Origin of the sequence: Streptomyces sp. NPDC088923, from assembly GCF_044749745.1 — a bacterium.
Lineage (GTDB): Bacteria > Actinomycetota > Actinomycetes > Streptomycetales > Streptomycetaceae > Streptomyces.
Map to the genome: position 1 here is coordinate 97,718 of NZ_JBIVIO010000002.1, position 19,844 is coordinate 117,561.

The following is a 19,844-nucleotide window of genomic DNA, read 5'->3' on the forward strand; positions in this document are numbered from 1 at the left end:
GTCGCGCCCCGCCCGGCCGCATGCCCTCAACGGCTGCCGCCGCGCCCTCCCGCCCACCCCCGCACTCCCTGCCCGCCCATCCCGCACTCCGCTCGGAAACCCTCCCCACCCTCCCGCCTCCCCGAAAGGCCGTTCACCGTCATGGCCAACCGTTCCCGGCCACCCCGTCCCCGCGCGGGCTCCACCCGCTCCGGCTCCGCCTCTCGGTCCGGCTCCCGCCCGGGCACCCGCTCCACCCCCCGCCCCGGCGCCCGCTCCCGCCCCGCCTCCCGCAGACGTCGCAGGCGCGCCCTGCCGCTCCGCTACCTCCTCCCCGTCCTCTTCCTCTGCGCGGTCGTCGCGATGCTCATGCTGCGCGGGTACGTGCACAGCGAGATCATGGCCGACCACCGCATCCGGCCCGAGGCGGCGACCGACAAGGTGCCGGAGAAGATCCTGGACGGCGGCCCGGTCATCGACACGCGCGACGGGAAGGAGAAGTCGCTGCGGATACCGGACCACCGCATCGTCCTCACCTTCGACGACGGCCCCGACCCGACGTGGACGCCCCGCGTGCTCGACGTGCTGCGGCGGCACCACGCGCACGCCACCTTCTTCGTCACGGGCACGATGGCCTCGCGCTACCCCGCCCTCGTGCGCCGCATGGTCGCCGAGGGTCACGAGGTCGGCCTGCACACCTTCAACCACCCCGACCTCTCCTACCAGTCGAAGACCCGCATCGACTGGGAGCTGTCGCAGAACCAGCTCGCACTCGCGGGCGCCGCCGGGGTGCGCACCTCGCTCTTCCGGCCCCCGTACTCCTCCTTCGCCGACGCGATGGACGACAAGTCGTGGCCGGTGACCAAGTACATCGGCTCGCGCGGCTACTTGACCGTCGTCAACAACGACGACAGCGAGGACTGGCAGCGCCCCGGGGTCGAGACGATCATCGCCAACGCGACGCCGAAGATGCCGGGCAAGGGCGCGGTCGTCCTCATGCACGACTCGGGGGGCGACCGCGCGCAGACCGTCGCCGCGCTCGACCGATACCTTCCCGAACTCCAGGGCAAGGGCTACACGTTCGCGAACCTCACCGAGGCGCTCGGCGCGCCCAGCGCGCTCGCCCCGGTGAGCGGCCTCGAGCTGTGGAAGGGCCGTGCCTGGGTGTGGCTCGTCGCCGCGTCGGACAGTGTCACCGGCATCCTCGTCGCGGGCCTCGCCGTCACCGGCAGCCTGGTCATCGCGCGCTTCGGGCTCATGCTCCTGCTCTCCTTCGCGCACGCGCGCCGCACCCGCCGCCGAGGGTTCGCGTGGGGGGTGCCGGTCACCGAGCCCGTCACAGTGCTCGTGCCCGCGTACAACGAGGCCAAGTGCATCACCGCGACGGTGACTTCACTCACCCGGAGCGCGCATCCCGTCGAGATCATCGTGATCGACGACGGCTCGACGGACGACACGGCGGGCATCGTGGAGCGCCTCGGCCTCCCGGACGTCCGCGTCGTGCGGCAGCAGAACGCGGGCAAGCCGGCCGCGCTCAACCGGGGCATCGCGCACGCCTCGCACGACATCATCGTGATGATGGACGGCGACACGGTCTTCGAGGCCGCGACCGTCCGCGAGCTGGTACAGCCCTTCGGTGACGCGCGCGTGGGCGCGGTCGCGGGCAACGCCAAGGTGGGGAACCGGGATTCGCTCATCGGGGCGTGGCAGCACATCGAGTACGTCATGGGCTTCAACCTCGACCGCCGCATGTACGACATGCTGCGCTGCATGCCGACCATCCCCGGAGCGGTCGGCGCCTTCCGCCGCGACGCGCTCACCCGCGTCGGCGGGATGAGCGAGGACACGCTCGCCGAGGACACCGACATCACGATGGCGATCCACCGCGACGGCTGGCACGTCGTCTACGCGGAGAAGGCGCGCGCCTGGACCGAAGCACCGGAGTCCGTCGCGCAGTTGTGGTCCCAGCGCTACCGCTGGAGCTACGGCACGATGCAGGCGATCTGGAAGCACCGGCACGCCGTCCTCGAACGCGGCGCCTCGGGCCGCTTCGGTCGCGTCGGTCTCCCGCTCGTCTCGCTCTTCATGGTCCTGGCCCCGCTGCTGGCCCCGCTGATCGACGTATTCCTCCTGTACGGGCTCGTGTTCGGACCGACGCGGAAGACCCTCCTCGCCTGGCTCGGCGTCCTCGCCATCCAGGCCGTGTGCGCCGCGTACGCCTTCCGGCTCGACAAGGAGCCCATGACGCACCTCGTGTCGCTGCCGCTCCAGCAGATCCTGTACCGCCAGCTCATGTACGTGGTCCTCCTCCAGTCCTGGATCACCGCGCTCACGGGGGGCCGCCTGCGCTGGCAGAAACTCCGCAGGACCGGCGTGCTCGACGCGGGCGGAACCCCGCGCGGCAAAGACCTCGCGGAGCTCGCGGAGCCGCGCGCGGCACTCGGGGACGTGCGAGAGGCCGAGGGCGCGCGGGGCGACGACGAGAGCGAGCGGAGGCCGGTGGCATGAGCGGGACCGACAGCAGGCCGTACGAGGACGAGAGCGGGACGCGGCCCGTGCCGGGGGCGGGCGGCGAGGGCGCCACCGTACGGCTGCCCGTCCAGGAAAAGCCGGCCCCCGCGCCCGCGCCCGCCCCAGCCACCGCCGAAGCGCCCAAGTCCCGCCCCGGAAGGGACCGTTACCTCGACCTCCTCCGTTCCATCGCGCTCGTCCGCGTCGTCTTCTACCACGTCTTCGGCTGGGCCTGGCTCAGCGTCGTGTTCCCGTCCATGGGCGTGATGTTCGCGCTCGCGGGCTCGCTCATGGCGCGTTCCCTCGCGCGGCCCGCCGTGTCCGTGATCCGGGGCCGGCTGCGCCGCCTGCTGCCCCCGCTGTGGCTCTTCGCCGCGCTGCTCGTCCCCGCGATGCTGTACGCGGGCTGGCGCGCGCCGCGCGGCGAGGGCTTCGGCTGGTGGCTGCGCCTTGCCACGTACGTCGTGCCGATCGGTGCGCCGCCGTACCCCGAGAGCCTCGGCTCGGCGAGCGGCTGGCTCGAACAGAGCTGGGCCGACGAGGCGGCGGGACCGCTGTGGTACCTGCGCGCCTACCTGTGGTTCGTCATCGCCTCGCCGCTCCTCCTGAAGGCCCTGCGCCGCGCGCCCTGGCCGACGTTCCTCGCGCCCGTCGTGCTGACGGCCGTGATCGGTACGGGAGTTGTCACGATCCCGGGCGAAACGGGCCTGGCGTGCACCGACTTCGCGCAGTTCGGGAGCTGCTGGGTGCTGGGGATGGCGTACCAGGAGGGGCTGTTGCGCAAGGTGCCGCGCTATCTCGCGGTCTCGCTCTCCGGTTTCCTCATGGCCTTCGGGCTGTGGTGGGCGCTCGGCCACCCCGGTGACGACGGCATCGACCTCAACGACATCCCGCTCGCGCAGGCCACCTGGTCACTCGGCTTCACGGTGATCCTCTTCCAGTACGCCCCCTCCTGGCAGACCCTGCCCGGCCGCCTGGCCCGCCTCGACCGCTTCATCACCTTGACCAACAACCGGGCGGTCACGATCTATCTGTGGCACAACCTGCTCATCCTCGCCACCGTCCCGTTCATCGACCTCCTGTGGCGCCTCCCCGCCTCCGACGGCGGCTTCGGCACCTTCCTGGGCGACTCCTACGCGTGGTGGATGTTCCTGGCGGTCTGGCCCCTCCTCGCGCTGACGATCGTGCTCGTCGGCTGGGTCGAGGACGTGGCGGCGAAGCGGCGACCGAGGCTGTGGCCGGACGGGGGCGGGAAGAGGCACCGCCCCGCCTCGTATACCACCGCCCCCCGTCGCCGGGCCCCGTAACGCCCGCGACATACGCTGGGAACCGTCGCGTCACCTGCGCTTGGCAGGCTGGCGCGCTCCCCGGCGCCGGGCCGGGGGAGGGACGGACGGGCGAGGAACGGCGGTATGGGGCACAGCGGTACGGAGCGGGCGCGCGCGGAGCGGCGGGCGACGCCGCTCGCCGGGTTCACCGTCGCCGTCACCGCCGACCGCCGCGCCGAGGACCTCCTCGCCCTGCTCCGTCGCCGGGGTGCCCGCGTCCTCCACGGCCCCGCGATGCGGACGGTCCCGCTGGAGGACGACGCGGAACTCCTCTCCGTCACGGAGGACTTGGTCGCTCACCCGCCGCACGTCGCCATCGGTACCACCGCTGTCGGCCTGCGCGGCTGGTTCGCGGCGGCCGACAGCTGGGGGCTGGGCACGGGGCTGACCGAAGCTTTGCACGGGGCGCGGCTTCTGGCGCGCGGGCCCAAGGTGAAGGGCGCCCTGCGTGCCGCCGGGCTGACCGAGGAGTGGTCACCCGCCTCCGAATCCATGGCCGAAGTGCTCGACCACCTGAGGACGTTCGACCTGCGCGGGGCGCGCGTCGCCGTCCAGGTCCACGGCGATCCGCTGCACGAATTCCGTACCGCCCTCACCGAGGCCGGAGCCGAAGTCCTCGCCGTCCCCGTCTACCGCTGGCTGCCACCCGAGGACCCCGCCCCGCTCGACCGCCTCACCGACGCCGTGCTCGCGGGCACCGTCGACGCCCTCCCCTTCACGAGCGCCCCGGCGGCACTCGCGCTGATCGCTCGCGCGGAGACCCGCGGCCTACGGGACCAACTTCTGGCCGTCCTGCGGGAATCCGTGCTCGTCGCCTGTGTCGGCCCCGTCACCGCGGCGCCCCTCCAGGCCCTCGGCATCCCCACCGCGACCCCCGAGCGCTTCCGCCTCGCACCGCTCGTGGACCTCCTGTGCCACGAACTGCCGGCCAGGACACCGGCCTTGTCGGTGAACGGGCACCTCGTCACCCTGCGAGACGGCGTGGCGCTCGTCGACGGCGAGCCCCGCCCCCTCCCACCCGCGAGCGCCGCCCTCCTGCGCCGCCTCGCCGACCACCCAGGCCGCGTCGTTCCCCGTACCGAACTCCTCCGTGCCCTCCCCGGGCCCGGCAGCGACCCGCACGCCGTGGACTCGGCGATCAGCCGCCTGCGCGCGGCACTCGGCACGCCCGGCCTCGTCCAGACGGTCGTGAAGCGCGGCTACCGCCTGGCGATCGAGCCGTGAAGACGGAGCGCGCGCAGCCCTGCGCGGGTCCGAAGCCGAAAGGTCCCGCCCCCTCGCCCCGCACCCGGTAAGCGGGCCAGCAGGTCTCCACCGCCCCCTTCCCGTACGCCCCCGCCCCCGGCACCCTGGTGTCGCGCACCCCCGACCCCCGCTGGCCCCCACCCCTCGGCGGTGAGACGAACATGTCGCTGCTCCCCGTGGCCCCAGTGCCGTTCAGGTACGACGCCGGGCGGCCCTGTCTGGATCTGCTCGCGACCGGGCACCCGGTCGAACGGCTTGTGACGGGTGAGGACGTGGTCGGCTGGTGCGTGGGCGCGGGCCTGCTCCCGGCGCGGGGGCCGCTCCCGCAGCCGCAGCCGCACTGGCCGGCGGCGGTACGGGAGGTACGGGGCCACCTCGGGCGCCTCGTCGGCGCGAGCCTCGGCGGGCGAGGGGCCCCGCGGTCGCTCGACCGCCTCAACGCGATAGCGCTCGCCGCGCCGCCCGTCCCGCAGGCCGCCCGCGCCCACGACGGCCGCCTCGTCGCCGGGCTCCACTCGGCGCCCACCCTCTCCGCCCTCCTCTCCCTCCTCGCCCGCGACACCCTCACCCTCCTCACCGACCCCGCCCGCACGGCGCTCCTGCGGCGCTGCGAGGGCGAGGGCTGCCCCCTCATCTACCTGGACGCCTCCCGCGGCCAGCGCCGCCGCTGGTGCTCCAGCGAGGTCTGCGGCAACCGCGAACGCGTAGCCCGCCACCGCAGACGCACCGCCACGGGGGCTCCGCCCCCGCACCCCCGCTCCTCAATCGCCGGAGGGGCTAAAAATTGAGCCTCTGCGGCGATGAGCGAGACCTGCGGCAACCGCGAACGCGTAGCCCGCCACCGCCGCCGCGCCGGCCACAGCCCCAGCCCGCACCAACCCAGCCCCTCCACCCCGCACAAATCCAGCCCCTCCACCCCGCACCAACCCAGCCCCTCCACCCCGCACCAACCCAGCCCCTCCACCCCGCACAAATCCAGCCCCTCCGGCGTTTGAGGAGCGGGGTGTGGGGCGGAGCCCCACAAGGGCGCGCCCCGCGCAAACGCGCCACCTGCGCGGAAAGGCGAGCCCCCTCCCGCCCCCCGACAGGGTTGCCGTACGGTGGACGGCTGCTCAGCACCATCTGAAGGGGGCCTCGGTGGCCGATACACGCGACCACGAGATCAGCGTCGAACAACAGCATCTTGACCGCGCCTACCGCCGTCTCCTGGAGAAGATCGACGAGGCCGAGTACCTGATGCGCGACGCGGCCAAGCTCGGCCACGTCGGCACCCCCGGCGCCCTCGCGGAGCGCGACGCGCAGGTCCACCGGGCCGGCGTCCACCTCAACCGGCTCAACAACGAGTTCGAGGACTTCGTCTTCGGCCGCATCGACCTCCTCGCGGGCAAGGACGGCAAGAAGGGCCCGGACGGCGCCTACACCGCCGTCGAGGTCGCCGAGGACGCGATCACCCCCGACCACACGGCCGATATCGCGGAGACGCTGCACATCGGCCGTATCGGCGTGCTCGACACCGACTACAGCCCGCTCGTCATCGACTGGCGCGCCCCCGCCGCCGCCCCCTTCTACCGCTCCACGCCCGTCGCCCCCGGCCGGGTCGTGCGCCGCCGCGTCATCCGCTCCAAGGGCCGCCGCGTCCTCGGCGTCGAGGACGACCTCATGCGCCCCGAGCTGACCGCGTTCCTGGACGGCGCGCCGCTCCCCGTCGTCGGGGACGGCGCGCTCATGGCCGCGCTCGGCCGCTCGCGCGGGCACGCGATGCACGACATCGTCGCCTCGATCCAGGCGGAGCAGGACATGGTCATCCGCGCCCCCGCCGCCTCCGTGACCCTTGTCGAGGGCGGCCCCGGCACCGGCAAGACGGCCGTGGCGCTGCACCGCGCCGCGTACCTCCTCTACCAGGACCGCAGGCGGTACGCGGGCGGCATCCTCATCGTCTCGCCGACCCCGCTCCTCGTCGCGTACACCGAGGGCGTCCTGCCCTCGCTCGGCGAGGAGGGCCAGGTCGCGATCCGCGCGCTGGGCGACCTCGCCGACGACGCGGCGGGCCCCGGCGGCGCGAGCGCGTACGACTCCCCGGCTGTCGCGCGCGTGAAGGGCAGTGCCCGCATGGGCGGGGTCCTGCGCCGCGCGGCCCGGGGAGCGCTCGACCTGCCGGTCGTCGGTGGCTTCTCCGGTACGGAGCGGAGCGAGGCGGACGGACAGCTCACCTTCGACGCCCCGGCCCGGCCCACCGCGCCCCCGGAACGCCTGCGCGTCGTCGCCTTCGGCCGCCGTGTCGAGCTCGGCCCGGACGTCCTCAAGTCCGTCCGTCGCACGGCCCTTTCGGGAAGCGGGCCGATCAACTACCTGCGCCCGCGCGCCCGTCGCCTCCTCCTGGACGCCCTGTGGGAGCGCTCTGGCGGAGCGGACCGGCACAACGACCCGGAACTCAAGGCCGAGTTGAAGTCCGCCTTCGACGAGGACATCACGACGGAGGACTCCTTCACGGAGTTCATGGACGCGTGGTGGCCCGAGCTGAAGCCGCGCCGCGTGCTCGCCGCGATGGCCTCGGAGCGGCGGCTCGGGCGCTGGTCGCGCAAGGTGCTCGACCAGGGCGAAGTGCGCCGCGTGGCACGGTCGTTGCGACGGCTCGACCCGGACACGGGCGCGGGCCCGCTCTCGGTCCACGACGTGGCGCTGCTCGACGAACTGCACGCCGTGCTCGGCGCCCCGGCCCCGCCCAAGCGCCCCCGCGCCTACGACGCGCTGGCCGAACTCACCGGCGTGGAGGAGCTGATGCCGCAGCGCGAGGAGAGCCGCCGCGAGCGCGCCGAACGCCTCGCGGCCGAGCGCACGGAGTACGCGCACGTCATCGTGGACGAGGCCCAGGACCTCACGCCGATGCAGTGGCGCATGGTCGGCCGCAGGGGTCGCCACGCGACCTGGACCGTCGTCGGTGACCCGGCGCAGTCCTCGTGGCCGGACCCGGAGGAGGCGGCAGCCGCGCGCGACGAGGCCCTCGGCACCCGCCCCCGCCGCCGCTTCACGCTCACGGTCAACTACCGCAACCCGTCCGAGGTCGCGGCCGTCGCCAACCAGGTCCTCGCCCTCGCGATGCCCGGCACCGAACCGCCCCGCGCGGTCCGCTCCACGGGCCTCGCCCCGCGCTACGTCGTCGCGGCGGACCACGGCGGCCTCGCGGCCACGGTCCGCGCCGAGACGGAACGCCTGCTCGGCGAGGTGGAGGGTACGGTCGGCGTCGTCGTGGCGATGAACCGCCGCGCGGAAGCGGCGAGTTGGCTCGCGGACCTGGGCCCCCGCGTCGTGGCGCTGGGCAGCCTGGAGGCGAAGGGCCTGGAGTACGACGCGACGCTGGTCGCCGCCCCGGCCGAGATCGCCGAGGAGTCGGTGGTGGGCCTGCGCGTCCTGTACGTGGCCCTGACCCGCGCGACGCAACGCCTGACGGTCGTGGCGGGCGACCGCGACGCCCCCGACGAGAACGGGGTGCCGGACCTGCTGCGGGACTGACGGGCCGGGAGGGGGGCGTCCGTCCCCCTCGGCGCGGAGGAACGGCGGCTGCTCGCCGTGCCGCTCGTCGCACAGGTGCGTCCCCCGCCCGCCACGGGACGCGTGTGCGATGCCTCAGCCGCCGCACCCGCAGCCCGTGACCGTCGGCACGCCCTCGGCCGTCGGCACGCCCTCGGCCGTCGGCACGCCCTCGGCCGTCGGCCGGTCGGCGCAGCAGGTGTCTGCCTTGCCGAGCGCAGGACTCCCGCCCATCTGTTCGGCGTCGGCCTTGACGACGTACACCTCCCACGACTCCTTCCCCGGGCCGTGGACCCAGACCTTGTCCTGGAGGGCATAGCAGCAGGAGGTGCCGTTCTCCTCGAAGGTGGCGAGCCCCGCGTCCTTGAGCCGGTCGGTGGCCGCGGTGACGGCGCCGGTGGACGCGACCTCCACGCCGAGGTGGTCGAGGCGGGTGGCCTGCCCGGGCTCGCCCTCGATGAGGACGAGCTTCAGCGGCGGCTCGGTGACGGCGAAGTTGGCGTAGCCGGGGCGCCGCTTGGCCGGTTCGACGCCGAACAGCCTGGAGTAGAAGGCCACGGAGGCTTCAAGGTCGGCGACGTTCAGAGCGAGCTGGACACGGGACATGACGGTTCTCCCCGACGGTTGATTCGAAGTCTGTCGATGCAAGCTTGCGTCCTGGTTTGAAGGGTGTCAATATAGAAGAATGTCGAAACAGGGACTCCCGGTACTCGGTCAGGACGGCTCCGAGGACTGCTGCCCAAGGCTGCTGACCACGCCGCTGGACGAGGCGCGGGCCGTCGAACTGGCCCGGGTGTTCAAAGCGCTGGGCGACCCGGTGCGGCTGCGGCTGCTGTCGATGATCGCCTCGCGCGCGGGCGGGGAAGTGTGCGTCTGCGACCTCACCCCGGCCTTCGACCTGTCGCAGCCGACGATCTCGCACCACCTGAAGCTGCTCAAGCAGGCCGGGCTCATCGACTCTGAACGGCGCGGGACCTGGGTGTACTACCGTCTGTTGCCGCACACGACCGACCGCCTCGCCGCGATCCTCACCCGTCCCGCCGGAGAGCCGCTGCCCGCCACGACGTCCGCCGGAGAGCCGCTGCCCGTGACCGCGCCCGCCGGGGCCGCGTCGTGAGCGCGGGGGCGGCCCCCGGGCCGGAGCCGGTCGCCGGACGGCTGTCGTTCCTCGATCGCTTCCTCGCGGTGTGGATCGTGCTGGCGATGGCGGCCGGACTCGGACTGGGCCGATCCGTGCCCGGTCTCGGGGACGCGCTGGCGCGGGTGACCGTCACCGGCGTCTCCCTGCCGATCGCGCTCGGCCTGCTCGTGATGATGTACCCGGTCCTGGCCAAGGTCCGCTACGACCGTCTCGACACCGTCACCCGCGACCGCCGCCTGCTGGTGACGTCCCTGCTCCTCAACTGGCTCGTCGGTCCGGCCCTGATGTTCGCGCTCGCCTGGACCTTCCTGCCGAACCTGCCCGAGTACCGCACCGGCCTGATCGTCGTCGGGCTCGCCCGCTGCATCGCCATGGTCGTCATCTGGAACGATCTCGCGTGCGGGGACCGCGAGGCCGCCGCCGTCCTGGTCGCCCTCAACTCCCTCTTCCAGGTCCTCGCCTTCGCCGCGCTGGGCTGGTTCTACCTCTCCGTGCTGCCGGGGTGGCTCGGCCTGGAGCGGACCGCGCTCGACGTGTCCGTGTGGGAGATCGCCCGGTCGGTACTGATCTTCCTGGGCATCCCCCTGCTGGCGGGCTTCCTCACCCGCCGCCTCGGCGAACGGGTCCGGGGCCGCACCTGGTACGAGACGCGATTCGTGCCTCGGATCGGGCCGTTCGCCCTGCTCGGGCTGCTGTTCACCGTCATCGTGCTCTTCGCCCTCCAAGGCGATGCCATCACCTCCCGGCCGCTGGACGTCGCACGCATCGCGCTGCCCCTGCTGGTCTACTTCGCGGTCATGTGGGCCGGGTCCATGGCCGTGGGCCGCGCGGTCGGCCTCGGCTACACCCGGACGACGACGCTGGCCTTCACCGCCGCGGGCAACAACTTCGAGCTGGCCATCGCCGTGGCCATCGCCACGTTCGGCGCGACCTCGGGCCAGGCACTCGCCGGAGTCGTCGGCCCCCTCATCGAGGTGCCCGTCCTGATCGGCCTCGTGTACGTTGCCCTCGCGACCCGCCGCTTCTTCCCCCGGCCCGCGCAGACGGCCGGCTCGACGGCCGTCTCCCCGGAAAGCCCCGCCCGTGCCTGAGACCAAGCCCTCCGTGCTCTTCGTGTGCGTCCACAACGCGGGACGCTCCCAGATGGCCGCCGCGTTCCTGACCCACCTCTCCAAAGGCCGCGTCGAGGTCCGCTCCGTCGGGTCCGCGCCCGCCGCCTCGGTGAACCCCGTCGCCGTCGCGGCCATGGCCGAACGCGGCATCGACCTCTCCGCCGAAACCCCGAAGGCGCTCACCACCGAGGCCGTCCAGGCATCCGACGTGGTGATCACCATGGGATGCGGGGACACCTGCCCCGTGTTCCCCGGCAGGACGTACCGCGACTGGCCGCTCGACGACCCCGCCGGCCAGGGGATCGAGGCGGTCAGGCCGATCCGCGACCGGATCGAGCACCGCGTCCGCGACCTCCTCGCCGAGATCCTGCCTCGCTGACCTAGGGCCTGTCTGACAATTCCCGTCGTCGCCCGGAGGGCGGCCGTGCGGCGTCAGGTGCGTGCTCTCGGCGTGCCGCCCCCAGGCCCTCGTACTGGACGTACTTGGGTCTGGGGGCGGCGCGGCGAGTGGGGGCACCTCCCGGCCGCCAGGCTGGGGGAGCGTGCATGGCGTCGCACGGCAGACGGGAATTGTCAGACAGGCCCTAGGAGGAGAGCGGTCTGCCTTCCTTTGACCGACCGCTCTGCGCACCGCACCCGTCGAACCTCGGCGGGGCGGGCTCAGGGCTCTCGGGTCCAGGACCCGGAGCACCGGTCCGCCGAGCCCGGCGACTCCTCCCCGGGACGGACCAGCCGCAACGCCTCCGCGAGATCCCGCGTCACGGCGAACGCCTCCCACGCGCACCCGCTCCACCGCTCCACGAGACGGGGCTCCCCGGGCCGCACATGCGCCCCGCGCGCCCGCCGCCCCTCGTACAAGGGCACGACCCTGAGCCGCCCCACCCGCTCGTCCCGCCGCGCGGCCCACTCGGCGAGCGGCTCCTCTTCCTCACCCATTCGCCCGAGTCTGTCCCACAAGAGCCCGGCCGACGATCCCCCTCACGGGTGACGCCCCGCCTCCCGCCCCGCCTCCCGCTCCTCGCACCGCTCGGCGAGCCGCCGCAAGCCGGTCGCCAGCAACCGAATGTGCGCGAAGCGCTCCCAGGCGGGCGTGGCGCGGGTCGGCCGCCGCTCCGGCCCGAGCAGATCCCGTACGTACGCGACGAGCGCCGCCATCGCGCGGTCGTCCCCGTAGTCCGGCAGCCCGAGGAGCAACCAGGCCGAGGCATGCGCGAGTTGCGCCATGACGGAGCGCAGCTCGGGGAGCGTGGTCGTCCCGAGCCCGAGCGTGAGCCCCCGCCTGCTCGCGGCCACGGCCTCGCGCAGCCCCTGCCGCCTCTCCGCCTCCGCGCACGGCAACGCCCCGACGCCCCGCTCCCACAGCCGCGCGACGACTTCGTAGGCCGCCCCGATATCGGTCGAGAACATCTCCCCGGTGGCCTGATCCGCGGCGCCGATCCGGCCCTCTCCGACCGCCCCGCTCACCGCCCCTCCTCCTCATGCGGGTGCCGCCGCACGAGCACGCGGCAATCGGCGGCCCGCGAGTGGTCCCCCCGCCCCTCGGCCGCCGCCTCCTCACGCCGAAGCCGTGCGCAGACGGGACAACTCTCAGGTGGCGGAGCCTCGTTGAATTCGCGAATACGCACGGACCGCGTTCCTTCCCGGGTGACGTTTCGGGTGATCGCGACTCACAGTGCCCGCCCGGTGACTACCTTGGCCAGCAGACGCCGTCGCCCCTTCCAGGGCAACAAACGGGACATGCGGGGTGCATATGCCAGAGCTGAAAAGCGAGCCCACACCTGTGAGCCTGCGCAAGATTGTGGCCATTTTCCGCCGGGAGCGGGGTCTGAGCCTCCAACAGGTCGCGGACGGCGCGAAGATCGACCGCAGTTATGTCCACAGGCTGGAGAGCGGCGACCGGGCTTCGCCGGGAGTGCGGGTGGTGCAGGCGCTGGACGACTTCCACGAGGCGGATGGTCTGGTGGTGGGGGCGTGGCTGCTGGACAGGAGCGGTTTTACCAGGACCGCTACGCGCGGTTCAAGGCGGCGGAGGCCCGGGCGACGATCCAGCACAAGTACACGGTCGTTGTGCCGGGGCTGCTTCAGACTGAGGCGTGGGCCAGGCTCGTCCTGTCGCAGGACCCAACTGTCGATCCGGACGGGCTGGAACGCCTAGTGGCCGAGCGCCTGGATCGCCAAGAACTCCTCCGCCGCTCTCCCGCTCCCCATCTGCGCGTGATCCTTGATGAGCTCGCCCTGCTGCGACGCCCGTCGGACCTCGTCACCTGGCAGGAACAACTCCGCCAGTTGATCGACTCAGCCCAGATGCCCGCCATAGTGCTCCAGCTGCTTCCCGTCACCGAAGGAGTGCACGACCTCATGGGCGGCAGCCTCACGTTGTTGTGGGCAGATGACGGCACGGCAGTGGCTTATGCGGAAGGAAACAAGCACGGCCAACTCATCGATGATCCGGACGAGGTGGCTGAGCTGCGGCTGTCCTACGATGGCGTACGCGACAAGGCACTAAGCCCCACGGCAACGCTTGAGAAGCTGCGCCAACTCTTGGAGGAGTCTCAATGAACGCCGTCCCCGCCAACTCCCTCCCGGTCTCGTGGCGCAAGTCCTCGTACAGCAACGGTGGGGACAGCAACTGCGTCGAGATCGGCCTCGGCCACCCCACCGCCGTCCCGGTCCGCGACTCCAAGGTCCCCGCCGGCCCGGCCCTCCTCGTCTCGCCGGAGGCGTTCTCGGTGCTGATCGACGCGGTCGCCACCCGCTGACGCAACTCCCCGCAGCCCGCCGCCCGATGACTAACGGACGGCGGGCTTCGTCGTGCGGGGAGTTGGACAGAAATGCGTTGACCAGCCCCAGTCAACGCACAGGGAGCAGCCCGGATGCCCGACCTGTCGGCCCCCACCTGGCGCAAGTCCTCCAACAGCAGTGGCGGCGACAACAACTGCGTCGAGATCGCTCCCAACCACCCCACCGCCGTCCCCCTCCGCGACTCGCGAGCGCGGGCACGACCACGAACACCTTCGGCGCCAACGACGGCGAATCGCTCACCAAGTCGGAAGGCGCGGACGGCTCCACGTTCTCCGCCGCGTACGGCAACACGGCAGCGGGCTCGAAGTACTCGCCCTCGGAGTCCACGGACGGCCAGTCGAACAAGTCCGCCTACACCTACAACGGCGCGGGCAACTTGGCCTCCTCCAGCAACGCGGAGGCGGCCGAGGCGAAGGTCGACTACAACGACGACGGCACCGTCAAGACCAGCACCGACCCCGGCAACAACACCGATACCTCGTACACGTACAACAGCGACAAGCAATTGACGAAGGTCGACCCGGCCAGCGGCTCACTCAAGTCCCAGTCGTACACCTACGACGCACGGGGCCGCCTGGCCACCGCCACGGACGGCCGCGGCATCACGACCACGACCACGTACGACGACGCCGACCGCGTCCTGAAGGTCGACTACAGCGACTCGACTCCGGACGTCGCCTACACCTACGACGCGTTCGGGCGGACCAAGACGCGTACGGACGGGACGGGGACGGTCACCTATGGGTACGACGACCTGGGCGCGATGACCTCGCGGACCGCGACGTCGGGTGGCGGCACGCTGTCGTACACGTACGACAAGAACGGCAACCGCCTCACCACCACCGACGCGCGCGGCACCACCCAGTACACGTACGACCAGGCCGACAAGCTCACCCAGGCGATCACGGACGCCCCGTCGACGAAGACGAAGATCGGCTTCAGTTACGACGACCGCGGCCGTCGCACGGACACGTACTACGGCACCAACGACGCGAAGACGATCTTCAAGGCGCACGTGCACCAGGACTACGACAAGTCCGGCCGCATCAGCCGCGTCTGGGCCGACCAGGGCCCCGCGACAGACCCGACGCGGCAGTTCGACGCGACGTACTGCCGCAGCCTCGGCTCCACCTCATCCTGCTCGACCGACAAGGCCGACAACACCGGCCTGATCCAGTGGAGTAAGGACAACCTGAGCGGCAAGACCACCAAGTACACGTACGACAAGGCGAATCGCCTGACGAAGGTCGCGACGGACGGGGGTGGCAAGACGTACACCTACACGTACGACGCGCGCGGGAACCGCAAGTCCTCCTCGGACGGCAGCGCGGACCAGTCCCTGGCCTTCGACGCCGCCAACCAGATCACGTCGACCGGCTACGCCTACGACGCCCAGGGCAACCAGACCAAGACCGCCAAGCTGTCCACGGTCACCTACGACGCCGCCAACCGCATGACCGGCGCCAAAACCACCAAGGGCACCAGCAGCTACACCTACGCCGGCGAGGACGCCACCGAACTCGTCTCCCAGACCAGCGACGAGGGCGAGAAAACCGACTACGTCTACGGCGCCCCGGACCAGTACGGCATGCCCGTCATCGAACAGGTCAAGCTCAAGGAGGGGACCGCGTACATCGACCACGACCCCACCACCGGCCAGCCCCTCTCACTCCGGACAACCAACGGGTACGAGGCGTACTACATCGTCGACGGCATCGGAAACCCGGTCCAGTTCATCAACCAGTCCACGGTCCAGTCCACGATCTACGACTACGACCCCTACGGCACCGTCCAAACGACGAAGGAAACCGGCACCGCCGGCACCCAGAACCCCTACCGCTTCGTCGGCGGCACCTACGACAAAACCACCGGCTACGTGAAATACGGCCAACGCTGGTACGACCCCACCACCGGCCGCTTCACTACCCAGGACAAGTACAGCTTCCTCGCCAACCCCGCTCGCGGAAACCGCTACGCGTACGCAGGCGACGACCCGATCAACAGCACTGATCCGACAGGGAAATGGTCGCTTGATGTTGGCGCCAGCTTTTGTCGTGTGCTCTGCGGTGGTGCTGGTGTTTCGATCAACGACGACGGTTCGGTTCACCCCTACATCGAAGGCGGTACCAGCACCGGAAAGGGTCTCAGTCCCACATTTGAACTCAGTAACGGTACTGCCGAAAAGGGTTTCACAGGTTCGGTTTCCTGTGAAATTGGAGGCATGTCATATTCGAAATCAACTGATGGCGCGGAAGGTGCTGGCCCCGGTGGGGTAGAGCCGGGGTGCGATGCATCAGGGAAATACACCTTCTAGCCACAATCGAAGAAGAAAAAGGGAGATGCGGCATGTGGATAGCAAATTACAGGCCTGACGGCCCGTCGTGGGCGCCCATAGCGGCCGTCGTCGTCTTCGCTGTATGCCTGGCTGTCGCCATCGGATTGACGATTCGCGCTCGTCGCCGGGGCCGCGACTAAATGGCAGAATGTCGGGTACGCATGCATGCGGAAAAGCAACACCCCCATGTACTGCGTGCTGACCTCTGTCTTAATTCCCCGGCATAATGAAGGGGAGAGGTCATCGTGGCGCGACCAGGAGAGCGGGGCGGTCACTTGGAAACCGCCCCGCTCTCCTTACCCGTCCGCCACGGAGGCCCTGCGCGCGGACGCGGGCAACCTCGCCCCTTTCCTGCGTCGCGTGGGCGAGGAACACGCTGCGGCCTACGGGCAGATCGTGGTCCGGTCGGTCGCGCCCTTCTTCCGTGAGTTCGTCCTCACCGAGGACGCGACGGAGCGGGTGTCGCTCCGCTGGAAGCAGTACGGCTCCGACACCGTCTTCCCGCCCGACGCGCTCTCCGACGGAACACCGCGCTTCATCTGCCTCGCCGTCCTCCTGCTCCAGCCGCACCCGACCGCCCTGCTGGTCCTGGACGAACCCGAGCTGGGACTGCACCCCTTGGCCCTCACCGTCCTCGCGGAACTGTCCCGCTCGGCGTCCGCCCGCAGCCAGATCCTGGCCGCCACACAATCCGTGACGTTCCCGGAGTCGTTCGTTGACGGGACACCTACTCGGTGCGCAGCACCGAGGCGATGGTCATCCGCGCCGCCGACCGGGCCGGGACCAGGGCTCCGAGGACCGCGATCGCGACACCCGCCAGGAGCATGGCGGCCAGCTGCGGCGCGTGCCACACGTCCTTCATGGACGAGGGGAAGTCCACCACCCCGACGTTGTCCACGACGAGGCGGTGCGCCACGATCCCGAGCGGGATGCCGAGCAGCCCGCCCACCGTCCCCAGCCCGGCGACCGAGGCCACCGTCATCACCACCACCTGCCGGGGAGTCATCCCGATCGACTTGAGCATGCCCAGGTCCCGGCGCCGCTCACGGGTGTTCAGGAGGACGGTGTTGAAGACACCGAGCGACGAGACCAGGGTCAACAGAACCGTGAACACCGTGGAGAAGGTGATGACGGTGGCGGTGCCGGCGTTGCCGGAATCCATCACCGACGCGTGCAGGCCCGGGTCGAGCGCCGCGACCGCCTCGGCGTAGGCGTGTGCGTCGGCGCCGGGGGAGAGCCGCACCGTGTACTCGGTGGCGTGGGCGTCCGGTGCGAGTCGGGCGAACGTCTCCCACGTCGCCTCTGCGGCATTGGCGTGGCCTTCGATGAGCTGCCCCACGACGGTCGCGGTGATCTTCCTGCCGTTCAGCTCCAGCGTGACCCGGTCGCCGAGCTTCAGCCCGCGTTGGGTCAGGAAGGCCGGACCGGCCACGATCTCGCCCGCCGCGGCCGGCGCCCGGCCCTTGACGATGGTGCGCTCGTACAGGGAATCGTCGCCGCGGTAGAAGTCGACGAAGACGGGCTGGGTCTGCCCGGTCATGTTCGCCTGGGACAGCGCGCGGGCCCGTACCCCCTCCGCACCCGGCAGGGACCGCAGCCGGTTCTCGATCTGCGGGTCACTGAGGCGGGGCGGGGTCCGGTCGTTGCCCGACCCCCCGGTCGTCACGTGGACCCGGGCGCCTCCGTCCTCCCTCCCGACGTTGCCGTACGCCACCATGGTGCTGGTCAGTCCGGTCGACAGGGTCACGGTGGTGACCCCGAGAACGATGGCCGCCATGGTCAGCAGCGTGCGGCCGGGGCGGGCGAACGGCTGGCCCAGGCCCAGACTGACCGGGCGCGACAGCCGGGTGGCGCCGAGCAACCGCTGGACGCGCAGCCCGCGCCCGGTCCGCGGCGCGCCGCCCGCGCTGATCGCCCGTGCGGCGGGAAGCCGGTGGGTGCGCAGGGCGGGGACCAGCGCGGCCAGCAGGACGAGGGCGGGCATGCCCACGAGGCAGGCCACGGACAGCCACGGGCTGATGCCGCCGACCGAGGCCCGGCCCACGTCGATGCCGGTGAACGCGACCTTCAGGATCGGCCGGGCCAGCGCGTTGCCGGCCAGCGTGCCCAGCACGCAGCCCACCACCGCCGGTACGGAGAGCATCGTCAGGTAGACGGCGACGACCTGGTTCGGGGTGAAGCCCAGGGCCTTGAGCACCCCTATGTGCCGGTACCCGGAGACGACCGCCCCGCTGACCACGTTGCCGACGATCAGGGCGGAGACGAGCAGGCCGAGGACGCCGAAGAGCGTCATGAACGGGAGGTAGGAGTCGGCGAGGGCGGAGAAAGCACGCTTGAGGGTGAGGTACGTCTGCGCGCCGGTCAGCGATTGCCTGGGCAATCCCGCGGTGGCCCGGGTCAGCGAGGCGCGCAGCCGGGCCTCCGTCGAGGAGTCCGTGAAGCGGTACAGCATTTGGGCGGACGTCGGGTGCAGTGCGGCCATCTGCTCGGGCGAGACCCAGGCGCTCGCCGACTTGCTCATGCTGGTGGCGAATCCGACGACGGTAAGCGTCCTGCTGCCGGGGACCTCCAGCTTGGTGCCGAGGAGCGCGGTGCCGGGGGAGCCCTGGGCGGACCAGTCGATGACGATCTCGCCAAGGGCGTTGGCCCAGTGGCCCTCAAGGAGTTCGATGCGGTCCACGGGGCCTGCCGGATCGGCCCGGCCCACCACGGTGAGGGTGCCGCCGGCCATCCAGAGCCAGTCCTTGGGGATGTCGACGACGACTTGCCCGAACGGTCCAGCCGCACTCTGCACCCCGGCCCGCCGGGCAGTCCGCGCCAACTGCTGCTGCGAGACCTTCGCGGTGTCGAAGGTCGCCACCGTATGGGCACCGCGCTGATCGGCGTAGGCCTTGTCGAAGGGGCCCGAGGCGGCGCTCAGCAGCGCCAGCGCGAGCAGGACAGTCGTGGTGGAGCAGAGCACGACGAGCCCGATGACGAAGGTCTGGAGCCGACGCCGCTTCACGGCCGCGCGCGAGGCTCTCCACACGGCGCTCACGCGCTCGCCTCCAGCGCGCTCTCGCGGGCGACCCGGCCGTCGGCGACTTCGATCAGCCGGCTGGCGCAGCGGGTGGCCAGCTGCGGGTCGTGGGTGACGATCAACAGGGTCTGGCCGATCTGGTTGAGGTCGATCAGCAGATCCATCACCTGTTCTCCCGACCGGCTGTCCAGGGCGCCGGTCGGCTCGTCGGCAAGCAGCAGGGCCGGACGGTTCATCAAGGCCCGTGCCACGGCGACGCGTTGACGCTCTCCGCCGCTGAGCGTCGCCGGATAGTTGTTCCGGCGCCTGGCGACACCGAGTTCGTCCAAGAGCTCCAGGGCACGGCGGCGCGCCTGCCGGGCCGTGGTGCCGGTGAGCTGCGCGGCCAGCGCCACATTGTCCAGGACGGGCAGATCATCGATGAGGTTGAAGAACTGGAAGATCATGCCGACGTTCCGCCGCCGGAACAGGGCCAAGCCCGTTTCGTTCAGCTTCCCGAGGTCATGACCGTGCACCTCGACCGTTCCCGAGGTCGGCCGGTCGAGGCCGGCCACCATGTTGAGCAAGGTGGACTTGCCGCAGCCGGAGGGGCCCATCACGGCGACCGCGTCCCCCGCGGTGATCTCCAGTGACAGGCCGTCGAGGGCCTTCGCGTCGCCGTACTCCTTGTGCACCCGGTCCAGCCGCACCACCACGTGCCGGGCACTGTCGCGATCAGTCGTCATGGCTCGAACGTAGGACGGAGTCCGCCGACGGGGCGTCGCTCCTTGGATGTATCTGTCCGGGCGAGTCATTCCGGGGATGTACCGAACTGCATCCGGGGACTGATGCCAGGCGCGTCGTG

Annotated in this window: 17 protein-coding genes and 2 pseudogenes; 14 read left to right on the forward strand and 5 right to left on the reverse strand. The window is 71.4% G+C overall.

Annotated features, from left to right (window positions below):
- Positions 1 to 141 precede the first annotated feature (141 nt).
- The 5 genes from ACIP4O_RS11535 (at position 142) to ACIP4O_RS11555 (ending at position 8,573) form a co-directional block, all read left to right on the forward strand.
- Entirely contained in the window at positions 142 to 2,487 is a 2,346-nt protein-coding gene (locus tag ACIP4O_RS11535) for a glycosyltransferase (RefSeq protein ID WP_401574072.1), read from the forward strand.
- Complete coding sequence (locus ACIP4O_RS11540) at positions 2,484 to 3,797, forward strand: acyltransferase (protein WP_401574074.1); 1,314 nt, start codon at positions 2,484 to 2,486, stop codon at positions 3,795 to 3,797. Before ACIP4O_RS11535 ends, ACIP4O_RS11540 begins: the two co-directional genes overlap by 4 nt.
- Positions 3,798 to 3,902: 105 nt before the next feature.
- Positions 3,903 to 5,042 carry a uroporphyrinogen-III synthase gene (locus ACIP4O_RS11545; RefSeq protein WP_401574076.1) on the forward strand — a complete coding sequence of 380 codons (1,140 nt, stop codon included), beginning with the start codon at positions 3,903 to 3,905 and terminating at the stop codon, positions 5,040 to 5,042.
- A gap of 182 nt (positions 5,043 to 5,224) precedes the next feature.
- Positions 5,225 to 5,851 (forward strand): CGNR zinc finger domain-containing protein, encoded by a 627-nt coding sequence (locus tag ACIP4O_RS11550; RefSeq protein ID WP_401574078.1) that lies wholly within the window; start codon positions 5,225 to 5,227, stop codon positions 5,849 to 5,851.
- Positions 5,852 to 6,200: 349 nt separating this feature from the next.
- Complete coding sequence (locus ACIP4O_RS11555) at positions 6,201 to 8,573, forward strand: HelD family protein (protein WP_401574079.1); 2,373 nt, start codon at positions 6,201 to 6,203, stop codon at positions 8,571 to 8,573.
- Positions 8,574 to 8,687: 114 nt separating this feature from the next.
- Here ACIP4O_RS11555 and ACIP4O_RS11560 read toward each other — a convergent pair whose 3' ends face one another.
- A complete protein-coding gene (locus ACIP4O_RS11560) occupies positions 8,688 to 9,197 on the reverse strand; it encodes an ArsI/CadI family heavy metal resistance metalloenzyme (protein WP_401574081.1) in 510 nt (169 codons plus the stop codon).
- A 79-nt stretch (positions 9,198 to 9,276) separates the two neighbouring features.
- Here ACIP4O_RS11560 and ACIP4O_RS11565 point away from each other — a divergent pair, with 79 nt between their 5' ends.
- From ACIP4O_RS11565 to ACIP4O_RS11575, 3 genes are read left to right on the forward strand one after another with little or no spacing between them, the layout of a single operon-like run.
- Complete coding sequence (locus ACIP4O_RS11565; protein ID WP_401574082.1) at positions 9,277 to 9,708, forward strand: ArsR/SmtB family transcription factor; 432 nt, start codon at positions 9,277 to 9,279, stop codon at positions 9,706 to 9,708.
- On the forward strand, positions 9,705 to 10,823 hold the full coding sequence (gene arsB, locus ACIP4O_RS11570) for an ACR3 family arsenite efflux transporter (RefSeq protein WP_401574084.1): 1,119 nt from the start codon (positions 9,705 to 9,707) through the stop codon (positions 10,821 to 10,823). The genes ACIP4O_RS11565 and arsB overlap by 4 nt, the downstream gene beginning before the upstream one ends.
- Positions 10,816 to 11,223, forward strand: coding sequence for an arsenate reductase ArsC (locus ACIP4O_RS11575; protein ID WP_401574086.1), 408 nt, complete (start codon positions 10,816 to 10,818; stop codon positions 11,221 to 11,223). Before arsB ends, ACIP4O_RS11575 begins: the two co-directional genes overlap by 8 nt.
- A 281-nt stretch (positions 11,224 to 11,504) precedes the next feature.
- On the opposite strand, the gene ACIP4O_RS11580 is transcribed toward ACIP4O_RS11575, so the two are convergent.
- Positions 11,505 to 11,780 carry a DUF6087 family protein gene (locus tag ACIP4O_RS11580; protein WP_401574089.1) on the reverse strand — a complete coding sequence of 92 codons (276 nt, stop codon included), beginning with the start codon at positions 11,778 to 11,780 and terminating at the stop codon, positions 11,505 to 11,507.
- Between the two features lie 42 nt (positions 11,781 to 11,822).
- A complete protein-coding gene (locus tag ACIP4O_RS11585) occupies positions 11,823 to 12,308 on the reverse strand; it encodes a hypothetical protein (RefSeq protein WP_401574091.1) in 486 nt (161 codons plus the stop codon).
- 286 nt (positions 12,309 to 12,594) lie between these two features.
- On the opposite strand from ACIP4O_RS11585, the pseudogene ACIP4O_RS11590 reads away from it, so the two are divergent.
- The 6 genes and pseudogenes from ACIP4O_RS11590 to ACIP4O_RS11615 all read left to right on the forward strand — a co-directional run.
- A pseudogene (locus ACIP4O_RS11590) lies at positions 12,595 to 12,744 on the forward strand (helix-turn-helix domain-containing protein); the annotation flags it as partial.
- Positions 12,745 to 12,815: 71 nt separating this feature from the next.
- Entirely contained in the window at positions 12,816 to 13,403 is a 588-nt protein-coding gene (locus ACIP4O_RS11595; RefSeq protein ID WP_401574093.1) for a DUF5753 domain-containing protein, read from the forward strand.
- Complete coding sequence (locus ACIP4O_RS11600) at positions 13,400 to 13,603, forward strand: DUF397 domain-containing protein (RefSeq protein WP_401574095.1); 204 nt, start codon at positions 13,400 to 13,402, stop codon at positions 13,601 to 13,603. Before ACIP4O_RS11595 ends, ACIP4O_RS11600 begins: the two co-directional genes overlap by 4 nt.
- A 114-nt stretch (positions 13,604 to 13,717) precedes the next feature.
- The gene (locus tag ACIP4O_RS11605; RefSeq protein ID WP_401574097.1) at positions 13,718 to 14,155 is read left to right on the forward strand and encodes a DUF397 domain-containing protein; all 438 of its coding nucleotides are present in this window, start codon (positions 13,718 to 13,720) and stop codon (positions 14,153 to 14,155) included.
- Positions 14,152 to 15,960 (forward strand): RHS repeat-associated core domain-containing protein, encoded by a 1,809-nt coding sequence (locus tag ACIP4O_RS11610; RefSeq protein WP_401574928.1) that lies wholly within the window; start codon positions 14,152 to 14,154, stop codon positions 15,958 to 15,960. The genes ACIP4O_RS11605 and ACIP4O_RS11610 overlap by 4 nt, the downstream gene beginning before the upstream one ends.
- Before the next feature lie 207 nt (positions 15,961 to 16,167).
- A pseudogene (locus ACIP4O_RS11615) lies at positions 16,168 to 16,665 on the forward strand (AAA family ATPase); the annotation flags it as partial.
- Positions 16,666 to 16,708: 43 nt separating this feature from the next.
- Here the strand turns inward: ACIP4O_RS11615 and ACIP4O_RS11620 are convergent.
- On the reverse strand, positions 16,709 to 19,018 hold the full coding sequence (locus ACIP4O_RS11620; protein ID WP_401574099.1) for an FtsX-like permease family protein: 2,310 nt from the start codon (positions 19,016 to 19,018) through the stop codon (positions 16,709 to 16,711).
- Positions 19,015 to 19,725, reverse strand: coding sequence for an ABC transporter ATP-binding protein (locus tag ACIP4O_RS11625; RefSeq protein WP_401574101.1), 711 nt, complete (start codon positions 19,723 to 19,725; stop codon positions 19,015 to 19,017). Before ACIP4O_RS11625 ends, ACIP4O_RS11620 begins: the two co-directional genes overlap by 4 nt.
- Positions 19,726 to 19,844 lie beyond the last annotated feature (119 nt).